Genomic DNA, 13,617 nt, shown 5'->3' with positions numbered 1-13,617 from the left:
GGCACCGCCTCAGGCGTGGCGCTTGGGTAACTCGATCAACACCTTGAGCCCACCCAATTCGCTCTCCTGCAACTGCAACACCCCGCCCCACACCTCGACGATATCCCGCACGATCCCAAGGCCCAGGCCGTGGCCATCGATTTGTTCATCCAGGCGCGCGCCGCGGCTGAACACCTGGTCACGTTGGGTTTCGGGGATGCCGGGGCCGTCGTCTTCCACTGCCAGCAGGTAGCTGTGCTCGGTTTGGCTGACGCTCAGACGAATGTACGCGTCCGCCCACTTGCAGGCGTTGTCCAGCAGGTTGCCCAACAGCTCAAGCAAATCTTCGCGATCCCAGGGCAGGTGCAGGCCGGGTTCGGCGTGACAGCTGAGGTCCAGGTGTTCACCGTGGATCATGCTCAGGGTGGCCAACAGACCGGGCAGTTCCTTTTCGCAGTCGAACAACGCGCCCGGCAGGGTTTCGCCAGCCAGGCGGGCGCGGTTGAGTTCACGGTTGAGGCGCTGCTGCACCTGCTCCAGTTGTTCGCGCAGCAGTTTGCTCAGTTCGGGGCGGTCCTTGAGCGCCTCGCTCGACGCCGCGCTCAGCATCACGGCCAACGGGGTTTTCAGCGCATGCCCCAGGTTGCCCAGCGCGTTGCGCGAGCGCTTGAGGCTGTCTTCGGTGTGGGCCAGCAGGTGGTTGATCTGCGCCACCAGCGGCTCCAGCTCCAGCGGCACCTGGGTGTCGAGTTGCGAGCGCTGGCCCTGTTGCAACTGGGCGATCTGGTTACGCGCGGTTTCCAACGGGCGCAAGGCGCGGCGTACGGTAAGCCGTTGCAGGATCAACACCAGCAGCAGCGCCGCCAGGCCCAACACCAGACCGATCTGACGCATCAGCCGGAAACTTTCCCGTACCGGGGTGTAGTCCTGGGCCACGCTGATGGAAATCGATTGGCCAAAGCGCTTGTAGTCCGAACGCAACACCAGCAATTGCTGACCTTCAGGCCCCAGTTGCAGGTTGCCCTTAAGCCCGGCCTCGGGCAGTTGGGGCAGTTCCTGATCCCACAACGAGCGCGATCGCCAGTGGACGTCGGCAAAGTCGATACGAAAGTAATGCCCGGAAAACGGCCGTTGATAAGCCGGCGACAGGCGCTGTTCATCCAGCTGCACGCCGTTGGCCCCACGCACCAGCGCCACCAGCAGGTTTTCGGAATCGTTGCGCAACCCCGCTTCCAGGTAGCGCTGCAAACCGGCTTCGAACAACCACAGACTGGTTTGCGCCAGCACCACGCCGACGATCACCATCACGCTGATCAACCCCAGGCTCAAGCGCCGTTGGATCGACCTCATGCAGGGTTGGCGCCAAACAGATAACCCTGGCCGCGCCGGGTTTCGATCACGCTACGCCCCAGCTTACGGCGCAGGTGGTTGACGTGGACTTCCAGCACGTTGGAATCGCGTTCGGTTTCGCCGTCATACAGATGTTCGGCCAGATGGCTTTTGGACAGGATCTGCTCGGGGTGCAACATGAAATAACGCAACAGGCGGAATTCAGCGGCGGTCAGCTGGATCTCGTCGCCATCGCGCAGTACACACTGGCGCCCTTCATCCAGATGCAGGCCGGCGGCTTGCAGGGTGGGCTGGTTGGCCCGGCCGTGGGAGCGGCGCAACAGCGCCTGGATGCGCAGGTATAACTCTTCGGGGTGAAAGGGCTTGCTCAGGTAATCGTCGGCGCCGGTCTTGAGCCCTTCGATACGTTCGGCCCAGGAGTCGCGTGCGGTGAGGATCAGCACCGGAATCGCCAGCGCGGCGGCACGCCATTGCGCCAACACCTCAAGGCCGGGCAAACCGGGCAGGCCAAGGTCGAGGATGATCAGGTCATAGGGCTCGCTGCGGCCCTGGTACACGGCGTCACGCCCATCGGCCAGCCAGTCGACGGCGTAGCCCTGGCGTTGCAGGCCGGCCAGCAGCTCATCGGCCAGGGGTACATTGTCTTCCACCAGCAGCAGGCGCATCAGTCTTCCTCATCTTTAATCAGCGCACCGGACGTGGCATCGAGTTTAATCTCGCGCACCACCCCCTCGGTGGTCACCAGTTCCACTTCATAGGCATATTGCCCGTGTTTTTTCTCAAGCTCAGCCTCCAGCAAACGCGAGCCTGGGTAGCGCGCCATGGCCTGATGCAGCAGTTGCTCCAGCGGCAGGATCACCCCCTGCTGTCGCAAAGCCAGGGCTTCGTCCTGGTTGAGGTCGCGAGCCTGCAGACCCGAGCAGAACACCACGAGCAACAATGCCACTCGACTGCCGGTGCGTAAATTTTCCTTCATTACGTATCCTGATGATTCTTGAGAACCTGGCCGGTGAGCGCGTCCAATTCAACGTCCCACTCAATGCCGTTGTTATCACGCACTTCGACTTCGTAGACGTACTTGCCGTAGTCCTCGTCCAGGTCGGTGTCCAACAGCGTGGAGCCGGGGTGCAGGGCCAGTGCCGTGGCTTCCAGTTCGTCAAACGCAACAATTGTAACAGTGGCCGGCACAACCCGCGGTTTGTCCGGGTCCACGGCTCCGGCCTGAGTCGCCGTGAAGGCGATGATAGCGGCGGCGACCAGAGCTGTGAGGCGCTTCATGATAAGTCTCCGTTACATGATGTTTTTCCTACGCCGGCCACCGTACCTGCTGCAACTTAACTGAAACTGAATTGCCACCATGGCAATTGCGGGTAAGCCTTTTCCCACAACCTGCGAGATTTCCTATACTGCCCCGCTCGCTTCAATAGAGACCGGTATGACAGCCATCCACATCAAGTTTCCCGCCCTGACCCTCAAGGCCGGCAACCGCGCGTTCACCCGCATCCGCGAACAGGGTCTTGCGCCCGCAGACGTCGGCATCCTTCCCGGTGCGGCTGGCGGCCCCAAGGCCCTGGGCATTCAGGGCTTGGACCTGGCCCTGTTCGGCGACTGGCTGGCCCGCGCCCCGCGGGAGCGGGCGTTGATCGGCGCGTCCATCGGCTCATGGCGCTTTGCCAGCGCCTGCCTGCCCGACCCAGTGCAAGGCTTGCTGGAGCTCGGCCGGCTGTACAACGAACAACGTTTTGCCAAGGGCGTCACCATGGCCGAGGTGAGCCAGAGCTGCCGACGCATGCTCGACGACCTGCTGGCCGGCCGCGATGCGCGGGTGCTGGACAACCCCCACTACCGCCTGAACATCATGGTGGTCAAAAGCCACGGCCTGCTCGCCGATGATCACCGTGGGCGCCTGGGGCTGGGCCTGTCGTCGGTGATCGCCGATAACCTGCGCGGCCGTGCGCGGCTGTCGCGGCATTTCGAACGACTGATCATCCACGACCCGCGCCAACCGCCACCGGTACACCCGTTACAGGATTTCCCCTCGCGCTTTCTCGACCTGGACCTGGGCAACCTGCGCCAGGCGCTGCTGGCCTCGGGCTCGATCCCGATGGTGATGCAAGGCGTGCGCGACTTGCCGGGGGCCGGCGCCGGCACCTACCGCGACGGTGGGCTGTTGGACTACCACCTCGACCTGCCGTACCACGGCGATGACATCGTGCTGTACCCGCATTTCACCGACCGGGTCATCCCTGGCTGGTTCGACAAAGGCCTGCCCTGGCGGCGCAGCAATCGGCAGGGTTTGCAGAATGTGTTGCTGCTGGCGCCGTCCAGGGAGTATCTGGCCCGCCTGCCCTACGGCAAGCTGCCCGACCGTAGCGACTTCAAACGCTTTTTGGGCGATGACCCGAGCCGCAACAAATACTGGCAAACCGCGATGAGCGAGAGCCAACGGTTGGGGGATGAGTTTCTGCAACTGGCGGATAACGGCAAGCTGGGCGAGCGCTTGCAGGCGCTTTGACCGAGCGGCATGCGCGGTGGCGGATCAAGCTGCTAAACTCGCCGCCTGCCAGATACCTGACCGAGCTGAAAATACTGTGGAAATCTTCAAAGAGTTTACCTTCGAGTCCGCCCACCGCCTGCCGCATGTACCGGACGGCCATAAATGCGGGCGCCTGCATGGGCATTCGTTCAAGGTGGCGATCCACCTGAGCGGCGACCTGGATCCCCATACCGGCTGGATTCGCGACTTCTCGGAGATCAAGGCGATTTTCAAGCCGCTCTATGAACGCCTCGACCACAACTACCTCAATGACATCCCAGGCCTGGAAAATCCGACCAGCGAAGTGCTGGCCAAGTGGATCTGGAATGAGCTCAAACCGCTGTTGCCGGAACTCAGCGCGATCCGTATCCATGAGACCTGCACCAGCGGCTGCATCTACCGCGGCGAGTAAGCCTGGGATGTGAAAAACCCACCTGTTGGAGCGAATCACCGGCCTGGTCCCGGACTTCGCCCAGCGGTGTTCGACACCGATGCTCGACGTACCCGGCGCCGTCATAGAGGCTGACCGAATCCTACTGGTACGCGAATTGACCGACGGCTGCTGGGCCGTGCCGGGCGGCTACGCGGCTATCGGTCTGTCAGCTGCGCAAAACATCGTCAAGGAAATCCGCGAAGAGGCCGGGCTCACGGCAACGGCACGGGCGCTCTAAAGCGTGACGGGTGGACCAAGTGACGCGGATGGCGGCCTTCGAGACCACACAGCCATTGTTCGACTGATCCATTTTGTATCACCGTTGCACCGCTTTCGTGCCTGACTGGGAGCGGCCACTCAACCCTGCATTTGTCCCCTGTTTAGCTATAAATACTGTGCACGCTGCACAGCAGCCACCGTGCGCCCGTCACTGCTGCGGATATGGCACGCGCGGTGCAACGGGCCTGCGTCACTCATTCAGGGAGCAAGGCACATGACGCAGCAAGAACCGGGCAACGATTACCCCTTAAGCGAAGTCCCCATGCATGCGCGCAAGGGCCTGGCCTCGACGGCCATGGTGCTGTTGGGCTTTACGTTTTTTACCGCGACCATGTTTGCCGGGGGCAAGCTGGGCGTGGCGTTCAGTTTTACCGAGATGCTCGGCGTAGTGGCCATAGGCAACCTGCTGCTGGGTATGTATGCCGCTGGCCTGGGCTATATCGCCTTCAAGAGCGGCTTGAACTCGGTACTGATGGGGCGCTTCTGTTTTGGCGAAATGGGCAGCAAGCTCAGTGACTTAATCCTCGGTTTCACCCAGATCGGCTGGTACGCCTGGGGCACCGCCACTGCCGCCGTGGTGTTGGGCAAGTATTTCGAACTGGGTCAGGGCAGCGTGCTGGCCTTGATGGTGGTACTTGGCTTGGTGTTTTGCGCCACGGCCTATGTGGGTTACCGCGGGCTGGAGATTCTGTCTTACATCGCGGTACCGGCTATGGGCCTGTTGCTGTTTCTGTCGATGTGGGTTGCCACTCAGAAAGTCGGCGGCTGGGACGGTCTGCTGGCAGTAGTGCCGACCGGCGAACTGGACGTGTCCACGGCAATCACTCTGGTGTTCGGTACGTTCGTCAGCGGTGCAACCCAGGCCACCAACTGGACACGGTTTTCCCGCTCGGCCAAGGTGGCGGTACTGGCCAGCCTGATCGGTTTCTTTATCGGCAATGGCTTGATGGTGCTGATCGGGGCCTACGGCGCGATCGTTTATCAGCAACCTGACGTGGTCGAGGTGTTGCTGCTGCAAGGCTTTGCCATGGCGGCGATGGCCATGTTGCTGCTCAATATCTGGAGCACCCAGGACAACACCATCTACAACTTTGCCGTGGCCGGCTGCAACCTGTTGCGCACCCGACGCCGCAAGACCGTGACCCTGGCCGGCGCGGTGATCGGCACCCTGCTGGCACTGCTGGGCATGTACGACATGCTGGTGCCGTACCTGATCCTGCTGGGCACGGTGATCCCACCGATCGGCGGGGTGATCATGGCGGACTTCTTTTACCGCTATCGCGGCCAATACCCGCGCCTGGCCGAGGTTCGCCTGCCGGCGTTCAACTGGACGGGGTTGGTGGCGTATGCCGTGGGCACCGTGCTGGCGTTCAACTCGCCGTGGGTCGCGCCGCTGGTGGGCATCGCTGCCGCCTCGCTGACCTACATCGTGCTCACCGCCGTGTTGCGTGTACGTGTGCCTCTGGCTGACGTCCAGGCATGAGCCTGACCGTCGCCGACGGCTGGCCGATTGGCTGAGTCTGATGCCTACCCTGGCAGCCTGGTTCCATGAAAATGCTAACCTGATGGCCGCCGTCCAGCGCCTGGCCCTGCACCGCAACCCCCTGACGCACCGCGTCCAGCGCATCGAAGCCCTGTGCGGGCTGTCGCTGGATAATCATATGACCGCCTGGACATCGGCATTGCCCTGATGATCTGGCGGCTGTCTGCCTGATTGTTTTCAGCCAAGAGGAACTTGCCCATGCACATCATCAACGCCCGCCTGCGCAACCGTGAAGGCCTGCATGATCTGCACCTGGAAAATGGCCGGATCGCCAGCATCACCCTGCAAACGGCAGCGCCGCTACTGGCGACCGATGACCTGGATGCCGCCGGCAACCTGGTGATTCCACCGTTCGTGGAACCGCATATCCACCTGGACGCCACGCTCACTGCCGGCGAACCACGCTGGAACATGAGCGGTACGCTGTTTGAGGGCATCGAATGCTGGGGCGAACGCAAAGCCACCATCACCGAAGAAGACACCCGGACCCGAGCCACGAAAACCATCCAGGCCCTTGCCGCCCACGGCATTCAGCACGTACGCACCCACGTCGATGTGACCGACCCGGACCTCACGGCGCTCAAAGCGATGCTGCAAGTGCGCGAAGACAGCGCGCACCTGATTGATTTGCAGATTGTCGCGTTCCCCCAGGAAGGCATCGAGTCATTCCGCAATGGCCGCGAGTTGATGGAAGAGGCCATTCGCCTGGGCGCCGATGTTATCGGTGGCATCCCGCACTTTGAATACACCCGTGACCAAGGTGTGAGTTCGGTGAAGTTCCTGATGGACCTGGCCGAACGCACCGGCTGCCTGGTGGACGTGCACTGCGACGAAACTGATGACCCCCACTCACGCTTCCTCGAAGTGCTGGCCGAAGAAGCCCGCAGCCGCGACATGGGCGCGCGGGTCACTGCCAGCCACACCACCGCCATGGGTTCTTACGACAACGCCTACTGCGCCAAGCTGTTTCGCCTGCTGGGGCATTCGGGCATCAGCTTCGTCTCGTGCCCGACCGAAAGCATCCATTTGCAAGGCCGTTTCGACAGCTTCCCGAAACGCCGTGGCGTGACACGGGTCAACGAACTGCTCGAAGCCGGCATGAACGTGTGCTTCGGCCAGGACTCCATCGTCGATCCCTGGTACCCCCTCGGCAACGGCAACATCCTGCGGGTGCTGGAAGCCGGGTTGCACATCTGCCATATGCTCGGCTACCGCAACCTGCAAAATGCCCTGGACCTGGTGACCGACAACAGTGCCAAGGCGATGGCTCTGGGTGATCGCTACGGTCTGGAACCTGGCCGCCCCGCCAACCTGCTGATCCTTTCTGCGGACAGTGACTACGAGGTGATTCGCAGCCAAGGCCTGCCGCTGTATTCGATTCGCGATGGCAAGGTGTTGATGAGACGTCATCCGGCGCAGGTGGAGTTTGTGTAGCCCTGCAGTTCAGACAATAGAGTCGATATCCAACGGCTGCGCCCTGCCCCGCTCGTTATCTTGGCTGGGTGGGATGCTGGCGACTTGGGACAGTGCTCGATTCTCACGATGACTGAACCAGCGCTTGAGGCTTGGTTGCAAGTGGGCGGCCAGGGCCTGACTGCCGTACACATCGCGGGCCTCGAGGCGGCGCCAGCGAAGGTTTTGCAGGCGTTCACGGCTGCGGTGCAAGCGGTCGATTTCGGCATTCAACGGCTCGTGATGTTCGTAGCCACGGTCGTTGGCCGGTCGATGTCGGGTCAGTTCCCGGCGCTTGTCCTGCAGCTGTTTGCGCATGGACGCAAGGGCATGGTCGAGCAGCTCAAACTCCCTTTGGGTCACCAGCGGGCCGTTGCTGTCCAGGGTTTGTTGCCAGCGACGCAACGTCGCCCAGGCAGCCGGAATATAGCTGGCGGTCATGAAGTGCTGTTTGTATTGCACCAACTGTTTGATCAGCCCATCGCGCTCAGGCATATCGCCCTGATTGCGTAGCGCCCGATTGCGGCCTGACTCTTCGATTGACTCGCAACCCGGTTTCCACAGGATGGATGAGTGCGTTCCATCCGGGAGAATAATCGGCATGAAGTGTTGTTGCTCGCCGTGGTGCTGGTACGGGTTACCCCCGACACGCACCAGGCCGGCGGCGAACATCAGGCCACCCGCGCTGGGCGCACTGAACAGCGTGACGGCGCCCGGGACCCAGAGTTTGGCGGTGGTGTTCATCCAAGGCGCCGGAACACTGGGAACGGGGTCATTGTGGTTGACGATACGATGATGGACCAGAGCCGCTGCGCCAGCCGTGAATTCCGAGTCGCCAGCCCGCGGGGCACCGTAGGTGTAGAGAAGGACGTTGTAGTTGGCCTCGGAAATTCGGCGCAGCCCTTGAGCCAGAAGCAACGCAATGGCACCGCCAAGGCTGTGGCCACAGATGATAATGCGCTGGCCGACATGGAACTGGTCGAGGTAGCGCAACACGAAATGACGCAACGCGCGGTAGGCCTGGTAAAAGCCTTCGTGGGCCTTGCCGACGCCATCAGCGAAAGGAACCTGATGGGCGTTGGCATCGCGCAATCCATCCGCTGGGCTGGCGGTGCCACGTACTGCTATCAGGATCACCTCATCATGATGGGTGATGAACGCTTGGGTGTCAGTGCCGTCCTTTTCGTCATCAAAGAAGTGCAGGCGCGCGGGGTGCTCCTGCTTATCCTCCAGTTCTGGACGATTCTGTGGGTACACCTCAGGATTGAAAGGCAGTATTTCGAAGCGCCTGGAATACGGGACGTCCTCATACAGCGGATAAAAGCGCTGCACCTGCTCCGGATCGACACGCCAGGCTTCCTGATGCCCTGAAAGCTGGCCGGCAAACAGATTCCCCACGCTGGGGTCCAGCGCAAACGAGACTTCATCAACGGGCTTTTGGTGTGGGACCTGGCCGAATTCGCAGTAACTCAACGCTGCGAATAATGCCAATTGATACAGGTTCAAGGCACAGAATTGATCGTCGGTGGAAAGCATCGGGCGCAAGGCGCGTAGCGGCCTTACTTCAAGAACGGTGTGGTTGTTGGGGAACAGGACGACCCCGGACAAGACTGGCTGGGGTGAGCCAAAGCCGAGATCGGCGATCATTTTCAGGGCGTGCCGTTGGGGACGGTGCGCGGAAGGGGCTACCGGGGGAAGATGAGCGACATGGCGAACCAAATCTCGCACCTCCACTTGATAAAATCTATCAGCAGGCTGTTTGCCAGGGTTGTTTCCGATGCGGCCCCCGTCAGCAACAAAGCGAGTTTGTTCTGCGCGAAATTGGAGCTCGGTAATAGGAAGTTTATAAGTCGGGCGCATCATTAAGCGCTGATACGGTTCATCTACACCCGAATACAGTTCATCAAAAGTCAGCACTACGGGACCGCAATAAATATTCCCCAGTTTTGCTACCCCCTCCCCATTCAATCTACCTTTGTATTGTTGCCCTGCACTGTCGTGGACGGTGTACGGCAAGCCGCCATACGACGCTCCACTGCCTTGTTCATCAACCAGGCGGAAACTGACCCAATGCCCTCTCAATGAACAGGCAGGCTCACTGTCACCGAAAAAAGGTTGCTTCCGTGCGTCCATATTCATGAATTCTCTCCTTGTTACTTACACGATGGATAAACGTCGCAGATGCGGCCATCCGGCATTTTTATCGGCTTAAAGTTGGTGATATCACCGTTGCAGTAGGCATCCCGGTCTTCGAAGCTTTTCCCTCTGCAACGCTTCCAGCCGCCTGAAACAGCAACCCAGTTATCGTCAACTGCAGGTCGCTCCTCCTCCGCCAACCTCAGCACCATCCTGAGTGTTTTTCCCGCAAGCTGATCCCGCTGTGCCACGCCACCTGCCCGCGTTTTTTGCACCTGACCGGCCGCGTCCAACGAACGGCATTGCAGAATCTTCCTGATCCCGTGAGCGGGACCCACGGTTCGAAACCACCACTGACACTGCCCCGGCAGCTCCTGCACGCCTGACTCAGGCATTCCCGGTATATTCAGGCGATCGCTGATGTAGATGTTCGCCATATCCCCGCCTACATCCGCACTGCGCTTACCCCACTTCGCATAAAAATCAAACTCCACGCTGCGCAACACCAGCGGGCAGCCCGCGACGGCTTCACTCAACGGCAGCTCATAGCTCACCCGGCTGGGGCCAGGCTTATAGTCGCTGAAAAAGACTTTGCGCTCTGGCCGTTTGCCGCGACGCGCTGGCGCGGTGCAGGTTTCACCGGTCGCGGGGAGGTAGTTGGCGGCCGTTTTAAGTTCAAATTCCGGGGGCAAATCCACCTCCAAGGTGAACCTGTCAACCGGCTTTCCCGCACACCCAAAAAGCCCCGCCAGACCCAGCGCAAGCAGCACGTTAATCACTCGTCGACTCATCCTTCTTTCTCCATCAGCCGCCACTGCTGCACCACCCGTTCGAAATGATCTGCGGGCGCTTCTCCAGCCACGGGTTGCCAGCGAATCACACTGCTGCGCGTGGCCTCTTCCAACCTCCGTACGACCAGGAATTCCAGCTGGTCCGGCCGCTTCCAATGCCAAACGCGCGCCTGCTCCAGTACCTGGGTCAACCACACTTTGGGGTCTTGAAACTCGACCAACGCAACCAGCGCTTCACTGTGTTCTGCCAGCAGGTAACGCAGGATATTGGCGTGCAGGATCGCACCGGCGTTTGGGTGGGGGACGTTGAGCCAAGGCAAGGGTTCGGGCACGGGATACTCCCCTGGCGCCGGGTTATTCGAGATGTGCCAGTGTTTTTCGTGCCAGTAGCACACGCTGATCATCGGGCCAAGGAATGCCGGCCAGTGATGCCTCGGCAAATACGCCAATGTGCGCGCCAGCGTGCGATTGTCGTGAACGCGGTACAGCGACTGGCTACCGGGTGACCCGACCAGCAGCCGGTTGCGCCAGTGCCGCGCCACGTCCGCCAGATCCGCAGTTGGCAGGCTGCACAACCAACCCCAATGCATTTCGGGCGTGTCCAAAAGGTCAAGCAGCGCGGGCTCTGCCCCCTGATCCAGCAGCAGGATCACTGGGCCCGGTGGGGCCATTTCCGCCAGCGGGGTATGTGCATAGAGCGTGCAGGATTCCGCTACCGCGCGGGCAGCCATCATGGGTTCACGCGCCGCGTTGCTGCCTTCAAGCATCAAGCACAGCCTGTGCCCTGCCTGTTGCTGATCGGCCATCCAATGGCCTGGGAGATTGACCATCAGGCGGCCCTCCCACGAACATCACACAGGCCTTCGCGGCAGCGTTCGCATACGGGGCAGAAGTCCGCCCCCAATTGCCTGGCCAACTGCATGATGGCGCCTTGGGCGGCGGCCACTTTCGGCACCTCGCCAACCGCCTCAGACCCTGTAGACACGACCGAAGACGGTGAGCCGCCGAGGGTGATGGGACGGCTGCTGAAAATACCGCCCGCCTGGATTACCAAGTGCTCTCCACCCGCTTTGAAGCTCAGGTGCGCGCCGGCGTCGATCACCAAACTGGCACCGGCCTTGAGATGAACCTGCTGACCCGCTTCAATCACCAGGGTCTGGGCCACATACGTCCGGCTGTTGCCCTGCACATCCAGATGGTCACTGGCACACAGGACAACCTTGCGATCACCAGTGACGTGGCGATGCTCCTCGCTGTCCAGATGAACCGTGCTTAAACCCCGAATGATCTCTCGTCGCTCTCCCGCCACCTCGAAGTGGCTGTCATGGCCTACCTGTTGCTCCATGTCCCGCTGCGCGCGTAGATAGATAAGCTCTTCGCCACGACGGTCTTCGAGGTACAGCTCGTTGGCGCCGCCGCCTCCAGAGGTGCTGCGACTGCGCAGAACACTGCGGGTCTTGTACTGCGGCAGAGGGTAGGCCGGCAGGTGCAACGCGTTGGGCAGGCAACCGTTGATCAATGGCAGGTCCGGGTCGCCTTCAAGGAAGGTCACCAGCACCTCCATGCCGACCCGCGGAATCATCGTTGCACCGAACCCGTCGCCGGCCCAACCCGACGCCACACGCACCCAACAACTGCTTTTGTCATCGGTCTTGTCCAGCCGGTCCCAGTGAAAGCGCACCTTCACTCGGCCATAGGCATCGCAATGCACCTCTTCACCGGCGGGCCCGGTTACGGTCGCGGTCTGGCTGCCGTTGATGGTCGGCTTGGGGTGTTTGAGGGGGGGCCGATAGGTCGCATGCCAGGGTGTCGCCGTGAACCGGTTGCGATAGCCGTGGAAGACACCCGCCTCCACTATCGACTCTTCGAGCACCTGCGGCTGATAGCCCTCGTGGCGCACCGAGGTGAGCAGCCACAGATCGTTACAGGACGGGTTGGGGTGATCGCGCAACTCAAGAAAGTGCCCACTGCGCAGCGCCGGTTGATCACCCCTGCCCAACGCCCGGTGGCGGTCGCTCTGATGCCGCTCCAGCCCCCTGCGGGCCAGGCGCACACCGCGTGCATGCGCGGTAAATCCAGGGGGGTAGCGGTAGTCTTCGAGAGGGGGTGTGGCGGTGGGGCCGGCGGTGTCCTGCAGGCGCAGTGAGGGGTGCTCGAAGTCATGATCGCGCACCACCGTTTGCCGGCTGCGCGTGGCCAGACGCACATCGAAACGCTGGATAACGCGCGCCTGGGCCTGGGGCCCGCCGACAGCTGAATAAGACTGTACCGGGAGGCGGCGAAATACGGTCTGGTCATCACCGAACACCAGCACATGCGCATCCTCACTGTGGCGGAAGTGATAATGGATGCCCTCCTCTTCGCACAGCCGCTGGATGAAATGCAGGTCGGTTTCCGCGTACTGCACGCAGAACGTACGCGGCGGATACACCACCGGGCCCAGTTCAAACGCGTAGGCATCGGCCAGGATGCCGTGATGCTCGAGCACGGCCGCAATGATCTGGGGAACGCTGCGTTGCTGGAAAATCCGCTGGTCGCGCCGATGCGCAAGGCGGGCCAGATTAGGCGCCAGCGTCAGGTGATAGCGGGTCAGGCGACGCCCAGGATCATCGCGGCCGATGGCGTAAACCTGCCCATGCAGGCCCTCGCCTGCTTCGCCGAAATCCAGATAGGCGGGCTGGTGCAGCAGAGCTTCCAGATCCAGGTCAGGGCACTCGCTCACCACCTGCACGCGGATGAAAAACGGTTGATCAATGGCCTCCAGGCCTTTGAACGCCAGCACCTTGAAATCTGTCTGCTGCCCTGGAAGAATTAATTTGAAATGTGACGAAATAAAAGCGTTATCCATCCTTTGTTAACCGCCATCTTTTCATGATCGAACTGAAATACTTTCTCCCGTTAAACAGCCAAAAAATGCCGAGAAAAAGCGCCTAAGCGCCCTGAAGCTTAGCGATCTCAGGACAAAATCGGCCTGTTCAAAATAAAAAAGAAGTTTCGTACGCCAGTGATGGAAGAGTCTTTTACAACATATTAAATCGAGATAAGCAGCATCTTATTAAACATGGGAAATGCCCTACGAACCCTTTCAACTAAATATCCCAGCCTTAGAGAAGCAGCT

Annotated in this window: 12 protein-coding genes and 2 pseudogenes; 6 read left to right on the top strand and 8 right to left on the bottom strand. The window is 60.9% G+C overall.

The annotated features are described in order from the left end of the window. Positions 1-9: 9 nt before the first annotated feature. From KZX66_RS16415 to KZX66_RS16400, 4 genes are read right to left on the bottom strand one after another with little or no spacing between them, the layout of a single operon-like run. Complete coding sequence (locus KZX66_RS16415) at positions 10-1,329, bottom strand: sensor histidine kinase (RefSeq protein WP_248081237.1); 1,320 nt, start codon at positions 1,327-1,329, stop codon at positions 10-12. Then, positions 1,326-1,994 carry a response regulator transcription factor gene (locus tag KZX66_RS16410; protein ID WP_248081234.1) on the bottom strand — a complete coding sequence of 223 codons (669 nt, stop codon included), beginning with the start codon at positions 1,992-1,994 and terminating at the stop codon, positions 1,326-1,328. The genes KZX66_RS16415 and KZX66_RS16410 overlap by 4 nt, the downstream gene beginning before the upstream one ends. Continuing rightward, a complete protein-coding gene (locus KZX66_RS16405) occupies positions 1,994-2,305 on the bottom strand; it encodes a PepSY domain-containing protein (RefSeq protein WP_248081231.1) in 312 nt (103 codons plus the stop codon). The genes KZX66_RS16410 and KZX66_RS16405 overlap by 1 nt, the downstream gene beginning before the upstream one ends. Next, the gene (locus KZX66_RS16400; protein ID WP_248081228.1) at positions 2,305-2,607 is read right to left on the bottom strand and encodes a PepSY domain-containing protein; all 303 of its coding nucleotides are present in this window, start codon (positions 2,605-2,607) and stop codon (positions 2,305-2,307) included. Before KZX66_RS16400 ends, KZX66_RS16405 begins: the two co-directional genes overlap by 1 nt. 157 nt (positions 2,608-2,764) lie before the next feature. Between KZX66_RS16400 and KZX66_RS16395 the strand changes: the two genes are divergently transcribed. The 6 genes and pseudogenes from KZX66_RS16395 (at position 2,765) to codA (ending at position 7,554) form a co-directional block, all read left to right on the top strand. After that, on the top strand, positions 2,765-3,844 hold the full coding sequence (locus KZX66_RS16395; protein ID WP_248081225.1) for a patatin-like phospholipase family protein: 1,080 nt from the start codon (positions 2,765-2,767) through the stop codon (positions 3,842-3,844). 76 nt (positions 3,845-3,920) lie between these two features. After that, positions 3,921-4,277, top strand: a complete 357-nt coding sequence (gene queD / locus KZX66_RS16390; protein WP_003173033.1) for a 6-carboxytetrahydropterin synthase QueD — start codon at positions 3,921-3,923, stop codon at positions 4,275-4,277. Between the two features lie 25 nt (positions 4,278-4,302). Further along, positions 4,303-4,533, top strand: a pseudogene (locus KZX66_RS16385) (NUDIX domain-containing protein); the annotation flags it as partial. A gap of 258 nt (positions 4,534-4,791) precedes the next feature. Further along, a complete protein-coding gene (codB, locus tag KZX66_RS16380) occupies positions 4,792-6,060 on the top strand; it encodes a cytosine permease (RefSeq protein WP_248081222.1) in 1,269 nt (422 codons plus the stop codon). A 34-nt stretch (positions 6,061-6,094) separates the two neighbouring features. Further along, a pseudogene (locus KZX66_RS16375) lies at positions 6,095-6,291 on the top strand (helix-turn-helix domain-containing protein); the annotation flags it as partial. Positions 6,292-6,318: 27 nt separating this feature from the next. After that, complete coding sequence (codA, locus tag KZX66_RS16370; protein WP_248081216.1) at positions 6,319-7,554, top strand: cytosine deaminase; 1,236 nt, start codon at positions 6,319-6,321, stop codon at positions 7,552-7,554. A gap of 9 nt (positions 7,555-7,563) precedes the next feature. On the opposite strand, the gene KZX66_RS16365 is transcribed toward codA, so the two are convergent. Genes KZX66_RS16365 through KZX66_RS16350 form a run of 4 tightly spaced genes read right to left on the bottom strand, consistent with a single transcriptional unit; the run spans position 7,564 to position 13,347 of the window. Then, positions 7,564-9,711, bottom strand: coding sequence for a lipase family protein (locus KZX66_RS16365; protein ID WP_248081213.1), 2,148 nt, complete (start codon positions 9,709-9,711; stop codon positions 7,564-7,566). A gap of 14 nt (positions 9,712-9,725) precedes the next feature. Next, complete coding sequence (locus KZX66_RS16360; protein WP_248081210.1) at positions 9,726-10,499, bottom strand: hypothetical protein; 774 nt, start codon at positions 10,497-10,499, stop codon at positions 9,726-9,728. Beyond that, positions 10,496-11,329 carry a DUF4123 domain-containing protein gene (locus tag KZX66_RS16355; protein ID WP_248081209.1) on the bottom strand — a complete coding sequence of 278 codons (834 nt, stop codon included), beginning with the start codon at positions 11,327-11,329 and terminating at the stop codon, positions 10,496-10,498. Before KZX66_RS16355 ends, KZX66_RS16360 begins: the two co-directional genes overlap by 4 nt. After that, on the bottom strand, positions 11,329-13,347 hold the full coding sequence (locus tag KZX66_RS16350; RefSeq protein WP_248081206.1) for a type VI secretion system tip protein VgrG: 2,019 nt from the start codon (positions 13,345-13,347) through the stop codon (positions 11,329-11,331). Before KZX66_RS16350 ends, KZX66_RS16355 begins: the two co-directional genes overlap by 1 nt. Positions 13,348-13,617: the final 270 nt, after the last annotated feature.

Origin of the sequence: Pseudomonas sp. EYE_354, from assembly GCF_023148575.1 — a bacterium.
In the GTDB taxonomy this organism is placed as follows: Bacteria; Pseudomonadota; Gammaproteobacteria; order Pseudomonadales; family Pseudomonadaceae; genus Aquipseudomonas.
This window is presented reverse-complemented; position numbering and strand designations above follow the sequence as displayed.

Excerpts from the sequence above, each read along its gene's own strand:
- KZX66_RS16415 (WP_248081237.1), bottom strand. The coding sequence starts at position 1,329 with ATGAGGTCGATCCAACGGCGCTTGAGCCTGGGGTTGATCAGCGTGATG.
- KZX66_RS16410 (WP_248081234.1), bottom strand. The coding sequence starts at position 1,994 with ATGCGCCTGCTGCTGGTGGAAGACAATGTACCCCTGGCCGATGAGCTG.
- KZX66_RS16405 (WP_248081231.1), bottom strand. The coding sequence starts at position 2,305 with ATGAAGGAAAATTTACGCACCGGCAGTCGAGTGGCATTGTTGCTCGTG.
- KZX66_RS16400 (WP_248081228.1), bottom strand. The coding sequence starts at position 2,607 with ATGAAGCGCCTCACAGCTCTGGTCGCCGCCGCTATCATCGCCTTCACG.
- KZX66_RS16395 (WP_248081225.1), top strand. The coding sequence starts at position 2,765 with ATGACAGCCATCCACATCAAGTTTCCCGCCCTGACCCTCAAGGCCGGC.
- codB (WP_248081222.1), top strand. The coding sequence starts at position 4,792 with ATGACGCAGCAAGAACCGGGCAACGATTACCCCTTAAGCGAAGTCCCC.
- codA (WP_248081216.1), top strand. The coding sequence starts at position 6,319 with ATGCACATCATCAACGCCCGCCTGCGCAACCGTGAAGGCCTGCATGAT.
- KZX66_RS16365 (WP_248081213.1), bottom strand. The coding sequence starts at position 9,711 with ATGAATATGGACGCACGGAAGCAACCTTTTTTCGGTGACAGTGAGCCT.
- KZX66_RS16360 (WP_248081210.1), bottom strand. The coding sequence starts at position 10,499 with ATGAGTCGACGAGTGATTAACGTGCTGCTTGCGCTGGGTCTGGCGGGG.
- KZX66_RS16355 (WP_248081209.1), bottom strand. The coding sequence starts at position 11,329 with ATGGTCAATCTCCCAGGCCATTGGATGGCCGATCAGCAACAGGCAGGG.
- KZX66_RS16350 (WP_248081206.1), bottom strand. The coding sequence starts at position 13,347 with ATGGATAACGCTTTTATTTCGTCACATTTCAAATTAATTCTTCCAGGG.